Origin of the sequence: Lysinibacillus sp. CNPSo 3705 (assembly GCF_028674935.1) — a bacterium.
In the GTDB taxonomy this organism is placed as follows: domain Bacteria; phylum Bacillota; class Bacilli; order Bacillales_A; family Planococcaceae; genus Lysinibacillus.
On the sequence record NZ_JAQZSD010000006.1, the window covers coordinates 89,881 to 108,294 of the forward strand.

Annotated in this window: 14 protein-coding genes; 2 read left to right on the forward strand and 12 right to left on the reverse strand. The window is 38.6% G+C overall.

What is annotated here, in order from left to right; translation table 11 throughout:
* Window positions 1–77: 77 nt before the first annotated feature.
* The gene (locus tag PVA17_RS04000; RefSeq protein ID WP_274066961.1) at window positions 78–701 is read right to left on the reverse strand and encodes a transmembrane-type terpene cyclase; all 624 of its coding nucleotides are present in this window, start codon (window positions 699–701) and stop codon (window positions 78–80) included.
* Window positions 702–867: 166 nt separating this feature from the next.
* Between PVA17_RS04000 and pgeF the strand changes: the two genes are divergently transcribed.
* On the forward strand, window positions 868–1,632 hold the full coding sequence (gene pgeF, locus PVA17_RS04005; protein ID WP_274066962.1) for a peptidoglycan editing factor PgeF: 765 nt from the start codon (window positions 868–870) through the stop codon (window positions 1,630–1,632).
* A gap of 83 nt (window positions 1,633–1,715) precedes the next feature.
* Here the strand turns inward: pgeF and PVA17_RS04010 are convergent, their stop codons facing one another.
* The 9 genes from PVA17_RS04010 to PVA17_RS04050 form a co-directional block, all read right to left on the reverse strand.
* On the reverse strand, window positions 1,716–3,080 hold the full coding sequence (locus tag PVA17_RS04010; RefSeq protein ID WP_274066973.1) for an amino acid permease: 1,365 nt from the start codon (window positions 3,078–3,080) through the stop codon (window positions 1,716–1,718).
* A 436-nt stretch (window positions 3,081–3,516) separates the two neighbouring features.
* On the reverse strand, window positions 3,517–3,921 hold the full coding sequence (locus tag PVA17_RS04015) for a hypothetical protein (RefSeq protein ID WP_274066963.1): 405 nt from the start codon (window positions 3,919–3,921) through the stop codon (window positions 3,517–3,519).
* 18 nt (window positions 3,922–3,939) lie between these two features.
* Window positions 3,940–4,467, reverse strand: a complete 528-nt coding sequence (locus PVA17_RS04020; RefSeq protein WP_274066964.1) for a hypothetical protein — start codon at window positions 4,465–4,467, stop codon at window positions 3,940–3,942.
* A gap of 216 nt (window positions 4,468–4,683) precedes the next feature.
* The gene (locus PVA17_RS04025) at window positions 4,684–4,893 is read right to left on the reverse strand and encodes a hypothetical protein (protein ID WP_274066965.1); all 210 of its coding nucleotides are present in this window, start codon (window positions 4,891–4,893) and stop codon (window positions 4,684–4,686) included.
* Between the two features lie 37 nt (window positions 4,894–4,930).
* Complete coding sequence (locus PVA17_RS04030; RefSeq protein ID WP_274066966.1) at window positions 4,931–6,457, reverse strand: NCS1 family transporter; 1,527 nt, start codon at window positions 6,455–6,457, stop codon at window positions 4,931–4,933.
* 196 nt (window positions 6,458–6,653) lie between these two features.
* Complete coding sequence (gene preA / locus PVA17_RS04035) at window positions 6,654–7,916, reverse strand: NAD-dependent dihydropyrimidine dehydrogenase subunit PreA (RefSeq protein WP_132359182.1); 1,263 nt, start codon at window positions 7,914–7,916, stop codon at window positions 6,654–6,656.
* A 140-nt stretch (window positions 7,917–8,056) separates the two neighbouring features.
* Entirely contained in the window at window positions 8,057–9,439 is a 1,383-nt protein-coding gene (locus PVA17_RS04040) for an NAD(P)-dependent oxidoreductase (RefSeq protein ID WP_274066967.1), read from the reverse strand.
* 354 nt (window positions 9,440–9,793) lie between these two features.
* The gene (gene hydA / locus PVA17_RS04045) at window positions 9,794–11,197 is read right to left on the reverse strand and encodes a dihydropyrimidinase (protein WP_274066968.1); all 1,404 of its coding nucleotides are present in this window, start codon (window positions 11,195–11,197) and stop codon (window positions 9,794–9,796) included.
* A gap of 66 nt (window positions 11,198–11,263) precedes the next feature.
* Complete coding sequence (locus PVA17_RS04050) at window positions 11,264–12,508, reverse strand: Zn-dependent hydrolase (RefSeq protein ID WP_274066969.1); 1,245 nt, start codon at window positions 12,506–12,508, stop codon at window positions 11,264–11,266.
* Window positions 12,509–12,647: 139 nt separating this feature from the next.
* Between PVA17_RS04050 and PVA17_RS04055 the strand changes: the two genes are divergently transcribed.
* The gene (locus PVA17_RS04055; RefSeq protein ID WP_274066970.1) at window positions 12,648–13,817 is read left to right on the forward strand and encodes a PucR family transcriptional regulator; all 1,170 of its coding nucleotides are present in this window, start codon (window positions 12,648–12,650) and stop codon (window positions 13,815–13,817) included.
* A 224-nt stretch (window positions 13,818–14,041) separates the two neighbouring features.
* Here the strand turns inward: PVA17_RS04055 and PVA17_RS04060 are convergent, their stop codons facing one another.
* Window positions 14,042–14,416, reverse strand: a complete 375-nt coding sequence (locus PVA17_RS04060; protein ID WP_274066971.1) for a DUF378 domain-containing protein — start codon at window positions 14,414–14,416, stop codon at window positions 14,042–14,044.
* A gap of 796 nt (window positions 14,417–15,212) precedes the next feature.
* Entirely contained in the window at window positions 15,213–17,984 is a 2,772-nt protein-coding gene (gene dinG / locus PVA17_RS04065) for an ATP-dependent DNA helicase DinG (protein ID WP_274066972.1), read from the reverse strand.
* Window positions 17,985–18,414 lie beyond the last annotated feature (430 nt).

Sequence of the window (18,414 nt, forward strand, 5' to 3'; positions counted from 1 at the left end):
TTATAAAATGAAAACACTCTACAAAGTTGAATTGTAGAGCGCTATTTTTTTATAGATGATGCCACGGAATCATTTTTTCATTTTGCATATTTCACTTTAAACCTAAAGATCAATACTATATAAATCCAATCATAAATAAAGATTGCAAGCGAAATAATAGTAATCAAAGGCGTTCTAAAATACAAATAAAAGCAAACTGCCGCAAACACAGTACCGATCATTTTACAAACAGCTATGCCCATTGATTGTCCACTTAAGTTCCCCCTCTGTATGAATAAGGCGATAAAAAGCCCTGACATCATCAGATTTTGGAAAAATGCTGCATATATGCCTGCTGTATCTTTGAATTCATGCATCAGCGCTAAAATCGTGAAAAAGCTTACTACGAGTGTTATGAAAAAAGATGAATAAAATACCTTTCTCGGAATAACTTTTTTATACTCCTTATAACCATAAAGTAAAAATTGCATCAGAATGAAGATATCCAAAAAAAACCATAGGAAAGTAAGGATCCTCATCAAATCATTTAACGGAAACATAAATGAAAAAATAAATTCCCATGAAATATTTGCACAAATTGCAGCCATAGGCATGCCATATCTCTTATCCTTTATTCCTTGTTTGATGATTAATATATATGTAATAATCCAAAATAGCCACATGCCAAATTGGCTGATCAATATGAATTTTTCTTGCGTCATATCTACAAACTCCTTCCCTCTAATTATCATTCTTCGATACTATATGTGAAGAAATCTATTGTTTATGTCATAGGAATTGTAGAAAATACTTATGGCTCAAATAATCTAAAGAGTAAGCGCCTATACATTCATTAACCAATCATATATAGTAAGACGAGGTGATAATATGAAAACTAAAATTTATTATGATAACGACCAATTTATTGCAGGCACTACCTTAAAGGATGACATCGAGCCGGAACATAACAATATGGCGCTCCATACATGTGTGAATGAAGCAGATGTGCTAAAAAACCGAAAACAATTAGCAGCTACTTTAAATTGTGACTTAAATAATTTTATTTGCACGCAACAAACACATAGTGCTAATTTCCATAAAGTCACGATTTCTGATAAAGGACGAGGCGCTGAGCAAATGGACACTGCCATTAGTAATACCGATGCACTTTATACATTAGAGCCGAATTTACTTTTATGTAGTTTTACAGCAGATTGCGTACCTGTTATTTTTTATAATAAAGTTAATGGCCTTATTGGCGTAGTGCATTCAGGCTGGCAAGGCACCGTCAAGGAAGTCACATCAAAGCTTTTCCAACATTTGATAGAGCATGAGCAATGTCATCCACAACATTTTCACGTCCAAATCGGTATGGCACTTAGTCAGCAGAAATTTGAGGTGGATGCAGATGTTTATGAAAAATTCCACAACCTAGGCTATGCCGAGGACTTTATGTATTACAATGCACAAACAAATAAATATCATATCGATAATCAGCAAACTGTAAAAAAACAATGTGAGCTTGCAGGTATTCCAGTTGAGCAGATTTTGATTGATACAACATGCACATTCCTTAGCCCAGATGGTTTTTCCTACCGTCAAGATAAACAGACTGGCAGACATTTAAGCTTCATTATGCGTAAAGAACAGTAGTTAAAAGGGACAATCCACTATTAATGATAATAAGCAAAAAGGATGTATCTCATAGTAGAGAAATACATCCTTTTTACATTTCATTATTTATTAACGGGACGATCTTTTCCAATTCTAAAAACATAATAGCTCATGATCACAAGACCTAAGAAAATAATGCCCACAATAAGTGAAACTCTAGTATCATCATTAATCCACATACCGATCAGCACCATTATTAAAAAGGCAATCGTTATATAGTTTGTAAATGGTGTAAATGGCATTTTGAATGGGTGTTTGGAAAGTTGTTCACCTTTTATTTTTCTAAATCGTAGTTGACTGATTAAAATAATAAACCACGGGACCATCCCCGGTAATACACTAGCACTGTATACATAGACAAATAAATTTCCTGGTGCAATATAACTGAGAATAACGCCGATAAACAATCCGATTAGCACGCCTGCAGTGCCAAATATCGGAACACCATTTTTAGAAAGCTTCGCAAAAAATTGAGGTGCTTGTCCATTCATGGCAAGTGTATATAGCATACGTCCAGCACTATAAATTCCACTATTACAACCTGACATTGCTGCTGTAATGACCACAAAATTAATAATACCTGCCGCAGCGGTAATTCCAACCTTCGCAAAAGTTGCAACAAACGGGCTACCAATCGTGCCTAATTCATCCCAAGGATAAACCGTTACAATAACAAAAATTGCACCAATATAAAATATTAAAATACGCCAAATAATACTTTGAATCGCATTCGTAATCGTTTTTTGAGGATTTTTCGCTTCTCCTGCTGTAATCCCAATGAGCTCAACACCTTGATAGGCTGCAACTACTAATGATAACGCAAAGAAGAAACCTGTCCAGCCGCCAGTAAAGAAACCTCCATGATTCCAAAGATTCGATAATCCGATTGCCACGCCTCCATTACCAATCCCGAAGAAAATAAGACCAAAGCCCGCAATAATCATTAAAACAATCGTTACGATTTTAATCATAGCAAACCAAAACTCAAATTCTCCAAAAGTTTTAACAGATATAAAGTTGGCCACACCTAAAATCACCATGGCGATCAATCCTGGAATCCATGCTGGTAAATCAGGATACCAATACTGCATATACGTGCCTACTGCTATAATCTCTGACATCCCAACAATAACCCACTGAAACCAGTTACTCCACGCTGTTAAATAACCTGCTAATGGGTGTATATATTTATAGCCAAATGTTGCAAAGGAACCCGTACTCGGCTCCATATAAAGCATTTCTCCCATTGCTCGCATAATGAAAAAAATAAATAGACCTGCTATAGCATATGCAAGGAGCACAGAAGGTCCTGTCCACTGAATGGCACTTGCAGACCCCATAAACAAGCCCACGCCAATAGTGCCTCCAAGAGCAATCATTTGGATATGACGTGCATCTAATCCCCTTTTTAATTCTTTATTTGCCACTAAATTACGCCTCTTTCTAAAGTTCTTTCTACGATGAATTATCTTATAATAATAATCAATTCCATTGAAAAACACAATTGTATTTTTAGGAAAAACACGATTATAGCAATAATAAAATAAGGATTTTAAGCATTTTGGTGTTCTATCCATGACTTTGGCGGTTCTTTCGGATGACTTCTTCTGCGGGTCTTTCCGTCGCTTCAGCTCTTCTTTCTGTTTTGCCTGTTCTATCTGTCGTTTTGGCTTTTCCATCCGTCGTTTTGGCTTTTCCATCCGTCGTTTTGGCTTTCCATCAGTCAAGCCCTTAATATTGTGTAAAATTCTATACAAAGTTTTTCAACCCTGATTTTAGTTTTCCTAAATTTTACGGCTTATGTTGGAATTCGCCGCTAAAACTTTGAGTTTCGCCGCCAACCAAGCAAAGAACGCCGCTAAACTATAAAGTTTCGCTGCTAACAAGCTTTTTATCAGCGATTGTCGGAAGTTTATCAGCGATTTTGCTGTTTTTATCAGCGATTGTTGGAGGTTTATCAGCGATTTTGCTGTTTTTATCAGCGATTGTCGGAGGTTTATCAGCGATTTTGCTGTTTTTATATCCGTCGCCTTGACTTTTCGATCCGTTACTTTGACGGTTCTTCCGCTTTAGCTGTTCTTTCCGTCGCTTCAGCTCTTCTTTCCACTTTGCCTGTTCTTTCCGTCGCTTGGGCTGTTCATTCCGTCGCTTCGGCGGTTCTTTCCGCTTTTCCTGTTCTTTCCGTCGTCGTGGCTTTTCCTCCGTCACTTTGCCTGTTCTTTCCGTCACTTTGGTTGTTCTTTCCGTCACTTTGGTTGTTCTTTCCATCGCCTTGGCTGTTCTTTCCTACGCTTCAGCTCTTCTTTCCGCTTTGCCTGTTCTTTCCGTCGCTTCAGCTTTTCCATCCGTCGCTTTGCCTGTTCTTTCCGTCACTTTGGCTTTTCCATCCATCGCTTCGGCGGTTCTTTCCGCTTTGCCTGTTCTTTCCGTCGCCTTGGCTCTTCTTTCGGTCGCTTCGGCCGTTCTATCCATCACTTTGACGGTTCTATCCACGACTTCGGCTGTTCTATCCACGATTTTGACGTTTACGACTTCTGCGGCTCTTTCCGTCACCTTGGCCGCTCTATCCATTACTTTGACGGTTCTATCCACGACTTTGGCTGTTCTATCCACGATTTTGACGGTTACGACTTCTACAGGTCTTTCCGTCGTCTTGGCTTTTCCATCCGTCGCTTCGGCGGTTCTTTCCGTCACTTCGGTTCTTTCCGTCGCTTCAGCTTTTCCATCCGTCGCTTTGCCTGTTCTTTCCGTCACCTTGGCCGTTCTATCCATCACTTTGACGGTTCTATCCACGACTTCCGCTGTTCTATCCACGATTTTGGCTGTTCTATCCACGATTTTGACGTTAAACGACTTCTGCGGCTCTTTCCGTCGCCTTGGCTGTTCTATTCATAATTTTGACGGTTCTAACCACCACTGTGAGAAACATTTCAACTGGTTATAGCTATAAACCAACCAGCTTTGAGTAAAAACATACGTAAAAAAACTCTATCCCATCATGAAAGGCGTGAATGGAATAGAGTTTTTTTGTTATTGTAACAACGTCTGTTCTTGGAGCTTTGCTGAGAAGTATTTGCGGGCATCTGCTGTTAGAATTTGCATCAGAATAACCTCTTCTTGACGGGCAAATTCTACAAACATTCCACTTAGATTTTCATAAACATATTTGATTTTATAGCCACTATCTAAATACTGATCTATTTTTTTTATTTCCTCTATGCTTTGTTGATGTTCTGACATGCAATCACCTCACCTTTTTTGTGAATATCTTGGGTGGTTAATTTTTATTCAGACCTTTGATTTCTAGCAGCGGATCTGGTTGTTCAACGACATCATTCTCTTCTGGAACGACAGTTGGAGCAGGCGTTTGCTGCTGTCCAAATAGTTCATCCAAATTGTGACCGACTGTAATTCCTAAATATTTTGCATCACTTGGATCCTCTAGCTCAGCTTGAGGGTATTTTTTGAACCACCAATACTTCGCTAATACATAATATACAAGTGCCCCTACAAAGAACCCTACTAATGAAGAATAAGTGGAAAATATATTTGCCACTGCACCACCGATAATCCAAGCGATTAAACCAGCTAAGTTAAAGCCCTTCAAATATTTAAACTGACCATCTAAGTCATAAAGTGCTTTTACATGCACACGACGTTTACGGATTAAATAATAATCGGCAAATAAAATACCAACAATCGCAGTTAAAATTCCCCCGATAATTAAAAGTGCATTGACTAACACATTAAATAAACTCCATGGTTGTGCTAGAATACCAATGATTCCTGCAATAACAACCCCTACCCAAAACGGCACTTTTGGCCCACCGATATTCGAGAAAATTGTTCCAGCCGGGATAACATTTGCAGAGGTGTTAGTCGACCATTGTGCTAATACAATCATTAACAATAAGATTCCTAAAATAAAGCCACTTGCACTTTGCTGTAGTGCATTGATCGGATCAGCAGAGGCAACAGCCATATAGCACACAGCACCAATTGTCACTATGAAAGTATTTGTAATCGGCATGACGATTAATGAGCCGACCAGCTGTGTTTTATTGCGTTTGAACCAGCTGCGTTCATTTTTTGGTGCTTTAAAGAAGCGTGACAGTGAAGGCATATCGGCTGCTAGCGTCGACCAAAATCCCATATTCGCCATAATCACTACCATAAATGCCGTGAAGGCTGAGAATCCTGTTGTTGGCGCTTCCACCCACGTCCAAATATTTTTCCCTTGAGCTACTGCATTATCTGCCAATGTATAATACATCCAGCAGGAAATTAAAATGATAACTGGTGCTGCTAAATCTGCAAAGCGTTCAATAGATTTAATACCTAGTGATGTATTAAATAACTGAAGTGCTGCAAAGACAATGAAACAGACAAACCAATTATCAAAACTAAAAAGTAAATTTAAAATGCCGTTTATCGCTAATGCTCCAAAATAAGTATTCAGACCGAACCAACAGGCGGCCGTTACACCCCTTACAAGTGACGGAATATGTGTGCCAAATGTACCGAACGGTGCACGCATATATACTGGGAATGATAAGCCATGTTCAATGCCTATATCTCCAATTAACGTCATAAATACACCAATAAGACAAGAGCCAATCAACGTTGCTAAAATTACCATTGGCAATGGTAAGCTTATGATGGCCGTTCCACCGATTGCAAAAGCCGCTAATACAATTGCCATCCCTATCCAAATTACTGCAAAACCAAATGTTCCAATATTTCTTTGTTGATGTGTCACTGGAAGTAAATCTGGGGATTTTAAATAATTCCCATCACGTTCCATATAATCTCTCCTTTTTATAAAAATTTCCGTGACAACTTACATGAGGTTATTCCTTCCTTCAACGAAATTGCTGAAGGAAGTTGGAATTTCAGTTTATCTTCCTTCGACCAAATACTCCCACCTTAGAAGGTAGTGCGACGAATGAAGATCAAGCCTATAACGCAATTAAGCCAAGGCGAAATTGATTTTAGACTTTTTACTTAGATAGACTGCTAATTAAAGATTGACGTTCATTCCAAGTCATTGGTGGAACTGTAGATTTACGTTCAACCATTGTGATGGCATCATCTACAGGACAAACGATTGAGCATAAATTACAGCCTACACAATCCTCCTCCCGCACTTTCAGCATTGGGCGGCCGTCTTCTGAATATAAGTCGATACATTGATGCGATGTATCCTCACATGCAATATGGCACTTGTTACAGTTAATGCAAACATCATTATTAATTTCCGCCACGATTTTATAATTTAAATCCAAGTCACCCCAATTAGAAAATCTGGAAACTGAGCGACCTACTAAATCCATGACAGAAGCAATACCTTTATCGTCTAAATAGTTATTGAGTCCATCGACCATATCCTCAACAATACTAAAGCCATGATGCATCGCTGCAGTACAAACTTGCACGCCCGTAGCGCCCATTAATATAAACTCGGCAGCATCTTGCCAATTGGAAATACCACCAATGCCTGAAATAGGAACATTAATTAATGGATTCCGAGCACATTCTGCTACCATATTGAGTGCAATTGGTTTAACGGCAGGACCACAATAGCCACCATGTGCACCCTTTCCGGCTACATGGGGCACGGTATTCCATGTATCTAAGTCGACACCGGCTAAGCTGTTAATTGTATTAATCATACTAATAGCATCTGCTCCACCTCTTGTGGCCGCTTCTGCCGTTACCGTAATATCGGTAATGTTCGGTGTTAATTTCACAATTACTGGCGTTTTCGCTGCTTCTTTCACCCAGTACGTTTGCTTTTCCACTAATTCAGGTACTTGACCAGAGGCAGATCCCATTCCTCGTTCTGCCATCCCATGTGGACAGCCAAAGTTAAGCTCAAGACCATCAACACCCACATCTTCAACTCTTTTAACAATCTCATGCCATTTTTCTTGCTTTGGCTCTACCATTAAGGACGCGATAATTGCATGATGTGGAAATCTTTTTTTTGTTTCATAAATTTCTTGCAAATTTACCTCTAACGGACGATCCGTAATCAGTTCAATATTATTGAAGCCAGCTACTCTTTGTCCGTTAAAGCTAACAGCTGCAAAGCGTGAAGAAACATTTAAAATTGGATCCCCCAATGTCTTCCAGACAGCACCACCCCACCCCGCTTCAAAGGCTCGTTGTACTTGATAGCCTGAATTCGTTGGCGGTGCCGACGCAAGCCAAAATGGATTCGGCGATTTGATGCCCGCTAAGTCAATACGTAAGTCTGCCATAGTTGTTCCTCCTTTTTGCAATCTCACTTGGTTTATCAATTATTCCTCGGCACAATTGCGTCGAGTTCCTCTATTTCAGCGTGCATTCGCCTCACCATCTATAGAGATGGGAGCTTCTGCAACATTCACTGTACCTGTCGCTATGCTTTCGGTACAATAGACACTTTGCTGAAAGAAGTTAAACGTTCATGGATCTTTTTTGCTGCGTCTTTCCCTTGCTGTACAGCGGTTACAACCATCGCCTCGCCCTGGCCATTTCCGAAGACGACATCTCCACACGCAAATACTTTGTCATTCGAAGTTTGCATTGTCGTTTCATCAATATCGACAACACCATTTGTATGCTGTAAGCCAAAAGCTTCAATCAATGACACAAAACGCGTTTGCCCAATTGCCTTAATAACAGCATCCACTTCAATAATAAAATTGGACCCCTTAATCTCCTCAGGTCTTTGACGACCATCAGCACCCGCTTCACCGAGCCTCATTTTTACACATTCAATGCCTACGACCTTACCTGACTCATTGCCAATTATTTTTTTCGGTGCTGTTAACCACTTAAACTCCACATTATCCTGCTTGGCAAATTCATACTCAAATTTGTACGCCGTCATTTCCTTTTGTGTTCTTCTATAAAGAATTTGAACATTGTCAGCACCTAAGCGCACTGCACATGTAGCACCGTCAATCGCGGTATTTCCCGCACCAATGACAGCCACCCGCTTCCCAACTATATCTTTTGTAAGCGGTCCCATTTTTGTCTTTCTGACAAACTCTATCGCATCATGTACACCGTCTAAATCTTCTCCTTCAATGTCCAGATTCGGTACAGCTCCCATACCAACTGCTAAAATAACACTGTCATATTGCTCCAAAATCTCTTCAGCAGAAATATCTACACCGACAGTTGTGTTCGTTTTGATTTCCACACCAAGCTTTTCGATTTGTTCAACTTCCCAATCAACGACTTCATTTGGTAAACGGAACGACACTATACCAAAGCTCCCTAAGCCACCAGCTTTTGCTTCAGCTTCATAAATAGTGACCTGATAACCAAATCGACTGAGTTCACGCGCAGCCGATAAACCAGCAGGACCTGCACCAATAATTGCTACCTTGTGTCCATTGCTTTGCCCTTGCTTAAATAGCTGAACATTCGTTGCCATTGCCCAATCTGTTGCATAGCGCTGTAGCTCTCCGATTTTAATTGGCTTTGTTGAGGAATTTAACACACACGCCCCTTCACATAGTTCCTCCGTTGGACAAACCCTTGCACAGCTTGCACCAATTGGATTTGCTTCTAATATAGTCGTAGCAGAGCCCTTCATATTACCAGAAGCAATTTTTTTTATGAAATTTGGAATTTGAATACTCGTTGGGCAGGCTTTCATACATGGTGCATCGTAGCAATATAGACAACGATTGGATTCCTCTATTGCTTCATTCTTTGTCATCCTACTAGTCAATTCCATAAAATTACGTGTTAACTGCTGGGACATTGCATTTTCTTGATTCGGAGCCATTTCCACATCCCCCTCATGTGTTCATTTTTTCCTTCTTAGTGACTCATCACCATAACGTGTGGTTAATTTTCGTTCCGGCTAAGCACTACCCTCAGGGCGTCCGATTTGCTGTCGCTTCGCTTGCGTACGGGAAACATCCGCTTCGCTGCATGGTCCCATCTGTGACGCTAATCCCCAAGGAGTCGCCAGCCTCCACTTCAGTCAACCCTATATACATGACATTGAACATATATCATCCACAACTTTTTGTGATGCGCCTTAATAATTTCACCAAGATTCATCTCGCCATCTATTGAGCAGATGTAGCTATAGACCGATTACTCTGTTCTCCATCCAAAGCAATCGGTCATTATGCTAAATGTTTAGTGCTTCTGCAGTCGTTGTTTTTAATGCACGTTTTATATATTGCCCGCTACCTAGTACACCAACAAATTCTTTATTTTTAATGACATATTCGCCACGTACTAGTACGCTTACTGGTTCACCCGTTACTTCCCATCCCTCATATGGGTTATAATCTACGTTCATATGATGTGTTTTCGCAGAAATTTCTCGTTTTACCTCTGGATCAAAAATAACGATATCGGCATCAGAACCGATTGCAATCGTTCCTTTTTGTGGAAATAAACCAAATATTTTTGCTGCACTTGTGGAAATCATATCGACAAACTCATTAATAGAAATTTTTCCTTTCGCCACACCTTCTGAATATAAAATACTAAAGCGATCTTCAATAAAAGGCCCACCATTAGGAATTTTAGAAAAATCATTTATTCCTAACTGCTTTTTACCCTTGAAACTAAACGAGCACTGATCAGAGCCAATTGTTTGTAGTTGTTTTGCTTTTAGAGCATTCCATAAATGATCCTGATGGTATTTCGGTCGAAGTGGTGGGGACCAAACATATTTTGCACCCTCAAATCCTGGTTGTGCTAAAGCAGATTGATCCAAAGTTAAATATGGTGGACATGTTTCACCATAGACGTCATAGCCTTTTTCACGCGCAGCAATGATCTCATCAACTGCCTCTTTACAAGTAACATGTACAACATAAAGGCTAGCGCCCGCGATATGGGCTAACTCAATCGCACGTTTTGTCGCTTCGCCTTCTAATTCAGCTGGACGAGTAAGCGCATGATAAATTGGCTCCTTATGACCTGCACGTCGCGCCTCTTCTACAAGCTCATCAATAACAGAACCATTTTCACAGTGCACCATAACAACGGCACCGAGGTCTTTCGCTATTTTAAAAGCTTTAAAAAGGGTACGGTCTGAGGCTTGAAATTCTTTCGCATAAGCCATAAATACCTTGACAGAAGTAATACCCTCTTGCTCTAAGATCTTCGGCAATTCGGCTTCCGTTTCAGTGGTTAAATCACCAATCATTAAGTGGAATCCGTAGTCTATGGCTGATTTCCCCTTCGCCTTGTCATGCCACTTTTCAACTGCATCTGAGAGTTTATCCTCGCCAGCTGTTAAGCAGAAATCCAAAATAGTAGTCGTCCCACCGAAAGCCGCTGCAATGGTACCAGATTTCCAATCATCATCAGTCACAGTATTGTTAAATGGCATATCTAAATGTGTGTGAGGATCAATTCCTCCTGGCATCACATATTTACCGGTAGCATCAATAACTTCTGCCCCAATGTCAGATAAATTTTTGCCAATTTGAACAATTTTTCCGTTTTCAATTAAAATATCTGCCTCAAAAACATCTGCAGCTGTTGCCACTCGTCCATCTTTAATAATTTTTTTCATTCTGCCCCTCACCCTTCGTAAAATAATGGAGAATGCTCAATCATGACAATGTTAGGAAAACCTACTTTAATGTAACGTGTAAGTTTCCCCCATACTGAACTTTGTTTGTAGCGTCAATACTGTTTCTAGTAATACATCTGCTCCTTTCGCACAATCCTCAAATGTTGTTTCCTCCTCCTCGCAATGACTCTTACCATTAATACTTGGTACGAAAATCATCGCTGATGGAACAATGCTTGCCATGTATTGCGCATCATGTCCTGCCCCGCTAAACATTCGGTGAGCAGTATAACCAAAGCTCTGACAAGCCCTTTCCACTTCATTACAAATATGAGTATCAAAATAGACTGTATCTCTACCCCATAGCTTTACTGGCTTAATGCTACAGCCCATATCCTCTGTAGGAAGATTATTCAGTATGGCCTCTACTTTTTGCATGACCTCTGGTTTTTGATGACGTGAATCTATCGTAAATGTCACATTGTTCGGTATCACGGTATGAATATTTGGTGAAACATTCATTCGTCCAAATGTAAACACTAACTGTTCATCGATTTTTCCGAGCTCTTCATGTAAATACGAAATGATTTTTGAAGTTACAATCATCGGATCTTGACGCATTGACATCGGTGTCGTTCCAGCATGATTGGACTGCCCTGTAACCGAAATTTCATAGCACACCATACCTAATACACCTTCAACAACACCAATTTCCAACTGCTTTGCCTCTAGAACAGGTCCTTGTTCAATATGCAATTCGATATAAGCAAGTGCTTCCTTTAAACGATTTTCTTGATCTCCTTCATAGCCACTTGCTTGCAATGCTTCTTTGAAACTAGTGCCGTTTTTATCGATAGATTGCAGCATTTTTTCTTTATCAAATTTCGCTGAAATAACCCCTGAGCTCATCATGGCTGGATCAAAACGAGCACCTTCTTCATTCGTGAAATTCACAATCATGATCGGGATATCTAGCTCAATCTCGTTTTCTTTTAATGTTCTAATAGCCTCAATAGCCGTTAAAACGCCTAATACACCATCAAATTTCCCACCCTTTTCAACGGAATCTAAATGCGACCCCATTACAATTGGAGGAACATCCTTTTTCCCAGGTAAAATGGCATAAACATTACCCATATCATCGATTTTGATGTCCATCCCTAGTTCATCACAACACGCACAAAAATAGTTTCTTGCTAAGACATCCTCTTTCGAAAGAGACAAACGAGTTACGCCACCATTTTCAGTAGCTCCAAATTGACTAAATTGTGCAATTAACTCTTGCAATCGTCTACTATTACACTTATACATATGCAAGTCCTCTCTTTCACAGTAGTTATACACATTCTATAAAAGATAAAAATTATGAGATATAGATAGTAAACTAAAAAAATATGTGCATCTGCACATAATATATGGTAAGTTATGTTCATAATAAGGGGGGGAGAAAATGGGGACAATTCGCAAAATTGTAGAGGGAGTTCAATTCCCAATGCTAACATTAATAGCTGGACATAACGGAACGTATCGAAGAGTTACAGGGATTAACGTTGTAGAAAGCATCGATTTAATTATGTTTTGTAGACCTAATGAATTAGTCGTGACTACAGGTATTAATTTATCTTCTGATGGAGATTCCTTAGAGCAACTCGTAAAACTAGCTTTCACTAAAAAAGTAGCTGGTTTCATTATTAATACCGGCCCATATATTCCAAATATACCAGAATCAGTCATCTCTTTTGCCAATGAACATGATTTCCCTATTTTTCACATGCCATGGAATTATCGAATAGCCGATCTATTAAAAACAACATTTCAATTTATCGCCAATCACCACCAAGAGCTTTCTATCGAAGAAAAGGTTCTTTATAATTTACTTTTTCACTACAAACAAAACGCCAACTATATTAAAGATCAATTAGCACTACTAGGTTTTCCACAAGGTAGGGAACTAGCCATTATTGCATGTACAACAAATGGTGCACAAGCTAATATTGACCGTTACGAGGTCATGATCCAATTTGCATTTCAAAATAGATATAAACGCTTCTTAAAACTTAAACATAAAAATCACCTCATCTTTTTAATCGACAGAGCACAAATCAATACACCAAATACTCCCTTCTCAAAAGTTGTTGAAGAAATTTACGACAAAATTACGCAAAAAAATGGTTACTTGGATATTATCATAGGTAAAGGAAATTATCATAAAGAGCTTGAAAATGTCCGCAAAAGCTATAATGAGTCATTAACAGTAATCCAATTAGCAAAGCTTCATAACAATCGCTTCCTATATAAATATAAAGAAATTGGTGCCTACAAAATTATTATGGCCGTGCAAAATCAAACATTAATCAAATCATATAGCCAAGACATCTTAGGTCAGCTTTATCGCTATGATGAATTGCATAACTCAGATTATGTACAATTTCTACGCATTTATCTCGATGAAAATGGAAGTACCCGTAGGATTAGTGAACGTTTATTTCTTCATCGCAATACAGTACTTTATAAAATAAAAAAAGTAGAAACACTATTAGATATGGACTTAAGTAATCCATTTACAAAAACAAATCTCTATATTGCATTTTTGATTGAGGATGTGTTAACGCACCAATAAATTTTATCACCATAAGATTTCTATTTTAAACGCCCAAAATCCAGTTTATTGTTTTGTCCATATACTATTGCTAAGTGATTGCGGCTAATGAAGGGCTTCTAGTAAAAATCCGCTTCGCCATCAGGGTGCAAATCCCTTATATCTTTGCGGATTTTTATGTTAGCCATAACGAAAAAACTGATGCACCAAAATGGTCATCAGTTTTTTGAGGAATAAACTCGAGGTTATTTTTTGTTTTTCTTTTTATTTTTACTATGTGAATCCTTTTTTTCTTCTTTTAGCACATTAGTTGTTTTTAAAGCCGTAAAATCTGCTTCATCACCAAACTCCATACCATAGTTTGGATTTCTGTCTATGCGCGTATGATGGTCATGATTTAAATCAGGAACAAGATCTTCGTCCTCATCAAATCGCATAATAAGAACAGGTAGAGATATTAGTCCAGCTATTCCAACGAATGCATAAATCCATCGTGACAATACTGCTGTTTGTCCACCGAACAAATAGGCAACTAAATCAAACCTAAAGAAACCTATAAGTCCCCAGTTGATTGCGCCTACGATGACTAACACTAAAGCGATTCTATAAACTACGCTCACGTTTACACCTCCTTCACTTGTAAATACGAAGCCAGTAATACACCCGAAGTTCATTCTTCACATGTATATAAAGCGTCGATATTGCAAAAAAATTGTCATAACAAGTGGTAAAATTACAAATACTTATTGTGTAAATTAACTCGCTCATTTTGACGGTCTTATTTTTAGCAGTAACCGCTTATTTATACAAGGGCATGCCTAGGCTAAGTTATATTACAAACAAAGGGAACGTTAAAAGTCGAAGGCCATAAACCTAAAAATTCCAACTCACCTTCTGCATTCTCCTTATTCGTTTACAGCCATCATATAATTAGGAAATATCCATTTACTTCGTCCCCGTTCTTGTTCTTATGGTCTTTGAAAAAATCGAAGAAACCCTAACCAAATCTACCAATTGGCTTAAGTTATATAATTACCAAAAATTTCATAAATCACATATAATATATGTGATAGTCTATAACTTTAATTACCATTATTATACAAAAAAGAAAGGGCGTATTTTATGAAAAAACTGATAACCATTAGGACTTTAGCATTTTTAGCCGTATCACTAATCCTTTTTGCAGATGGTGTCCAAACAGCTGATTTTCTTTTTTGCCTTCTATTGTCACTATTCTTTATTGGTCATCCTTGGTACGAACTTTTTAAACATAAATTTAGGGTTAGGGGAAATCAGTAAAAGGTACTTTTATCTAGGGCAAACGAATAAAATTTTCACATCAAAAAAGCGTGAGACATCAACTTTTACATTGATTTCTCACACTTTTTAAGATTTTGACCAGAAAAGGGGTTTCAACTATTTCTGCCAATGATTAAGTTCCTTTAACAACTCAGGTAGTTGTAATTTTTTAACATCAATCGGTGGTAACGCCTTGATAAATTCCTTACCATACGACTTTGTTGAAATGCGGCGGTCTAAAACGATAAAGGCTCCTTTATCCTGCGATGAACGGATTAAACGACCGAAGCCTTGTTTAAAACGCATAATGGCTTCTGGTAGTGATAGCTCATTGAAGGAATTGCGACCTTGTGCAGTAATATGCTTTGCGCGCGCCTTAAATACAGGCTCTTCTGGTGAGGAGAACGGCAGGCGTACAACAATAACTGATGCAAGTGCGTCACCAGGAACGTCTACACCTTCCCAGAAGCTGTTTGTACCAAAAAGAACGGCATGGCTAAATTTTTGGAATGATTTCAGGATTCGCATACGGCTCCCCCCCGTTACACCTTGTGCAAAGAGCATATAGTCTTCAAGGAGTTCACTATCTTGAATAAGCTCCACTGTTTTTCGAAGCATATCCTGTGCGGTAAATAGGACAAAACAACGTCCTTCCGTCATCCGTACTGTGCGTGTAATCGCCTGTGCGACCGCTTCAATATATTCATCCTGTGACACATGTTGAATATCGGGCATATCTGTGACAATAAATGCCTTCGCTCCTGCATAATAGGATGGGGACGCTTGTAGCTTTCGAACTGGCACACTATCAGAAATACCGAGCTGGCGCGTCACAAAACGCTCATTGCCTGGTACAGTTAAAGTACCAGAAGTCCATACTATGCTTGCCTGCTTACGAAGCGGTGCCAGTACTTTTTCGATGATTGGCGTGACATTCACAGGCTTTTTAAAAACTTGTAAGCTACCTGGAACACTCCGTAAATCGAATTCTAACCACACTGAATTATCATCCTGTGACGCTAGGAAAATTTCCTCCCATTCAGCGATTTTCACTTTTAATTCACTGATCCAATAATGCCATTCTGATAATATAAAGCGCTCATTTTTATCTAATTGCTCAATATTATTTTCAAAAGCCTGTCCTATTTCTGTCGCAAGATCAAGCCACTGCTGTGTCATCTTACTTACTTGTAACAGCGGTTCTTTTGCTAGCGATACATCCTCTAAAAACAAAGTGCATTTACTACTAGCTTGTTTCCCTTTTATTTGGTGCTGCATTTTTTGAACAGCTCGCTGAATAGTTTCATCGAATGTCCGTTGTAGACGTATAAATTGTGCATCTAGTCGCTGTAAGCTTTGCATAGAAACACGTTGTTTTTCCTTAGCGGCCTGACTAAATTGCTGGAACAAAGCAGTTTCCTCCATCGTTCCTATTTGGCCAAAAATGTACTTCCATTGCGTATAGGAGAAGACAATTTCGTCCTGCTGCATGGCAGATTGTATAAATTGATGTGCTTCGTCGATGATCCATCCGTCAATTTGTGTAAAGATCGGTGTTTGACGGACTAAATCACTAAGTACCATAGAATGATTGGTTACAATACAATCAGCAAATTCACTATTTTTTAACGCTTGCTCATAGAAATCAAAGCCCTTTGAAGGTTTTTCATCAGGCATTTTACGGATTTTTTCTAAAAATAGTTGGCCACCACCAGATACATTAAGCTCACTTAACACACCTGTTTCTGTTTTCGTCAGCCAAACGAGAATCTGTAAAATTGTAAAGGTATCATCATAAGTTTCATCAGCATAAGCCATACATTGCTCAAAGCGTGCAACGTCAATATAGTGCTGCATGCCCTTCAGAACAGCAATATTTACTTTAGTACCAAGGATTTTTTCAATCTTCGGTAGCTCTTCTTCAACAAGTTGCTCCTGCAAGTGTGATGTATATGTGCTAATCGCAATTTTTTTACCGACTGCTCGAGCATATAAAATCGCAGGAAGTAGATAGCCCGCTGTTTTACCAATGCCTGTTGAAGCCTCTATAACGCATTCCCTTTTGTCATTGAGCGCTTGCCAAATAGTGTCCATCATCTCAAATTGCGCTGGTCGTTGCTCAAAATTCGCCATAGCCTTTGTCATTAATGCTGTTTTGTCAGCTGCTGATTGTGGATATGATACAATCTCTTCATTATTTATATGCTTTTTTCTTCCATCACAAATAGCTAAATTGCGATAGTAGGAGACATTTTCATTAGCAGTTACATGCTGTCTTTTAATTTGCAGAGCTTCAAAGAAAAGTTGGGATAAATTTGATTTTAATCTGAATGAACGTTTATGCATTTGTTCAAGAGTTAGCTGAGGGAGACTGAGTAACTCCTTCCAGCAATGTTTAAAGAGCTCAGCAGTTGCTCGGGCATCGTCATCTGCTCGGTGTGCATTTGTTAGCTCTATATTTAAATCTGCCGCTAAATCACCTAGCTTAAAGCTAAGTGACATTGGAAATAAAATTTTGGCAAGCTCAACCGTGTCCATCTTTTTACCTTGCCATTTCGGTAAACCTGCACGCTTGAACTCTGCTTGTAAAAAGGATAAGTCAAAATCCGCATTATGCGCGACAAATACACAATCAGCAAGTAGTTCGTATATGTAGTCGGCATGTGCCTCAAACGGCAAGGCATCCTTTACATCCTCATCCGTAATATGCGTTAAATCCTGAATGAACGTTGGAATAGCTTTACCTGGATAAATAAACTTCGTAAAGGTACGCTCAATTTTCCAATCTTTCATAATAACAATGGCTATTTGAATCATTCGGTCCCCATTTGCCGGTGAATGACCAGTCGTCTCCAAATCAACAATTGCATACTTTTGACTTTCCACCATACATCTCAACTCACAGTTCACATTAGATAGATGAATTTTATCACATATTTATATGTTTGGTCATGTGTCGGTTATCTACCGTAGTGCTCTTTTATACTAAAACACATTCAAATACTTTAAATTTCCAAATCTACTTAATGTCAAGCAAAACTATTGTAAAACTATAAAAGATGTTTAGAAATGGTTTCGTTCAATTTTTTACTTAAATAAATGCAGGGGAATATAGTGTTTTTAAAAAGTAAAAAAAACAGGTGAAAAGGAATTAAACTGTTAATTCTCACCTGTTTCGTTTTTTTAAGAAATATTATAGCTTAAGAAGCATCTTCTAATAATAATAACTTCTTAAGATGCTTAGGATTTGATATTTCTGTAGAAAAATTCACTATACCGTTCTTATCTACAAAATAAAGGTAGGGTGTTTTTGTTACTT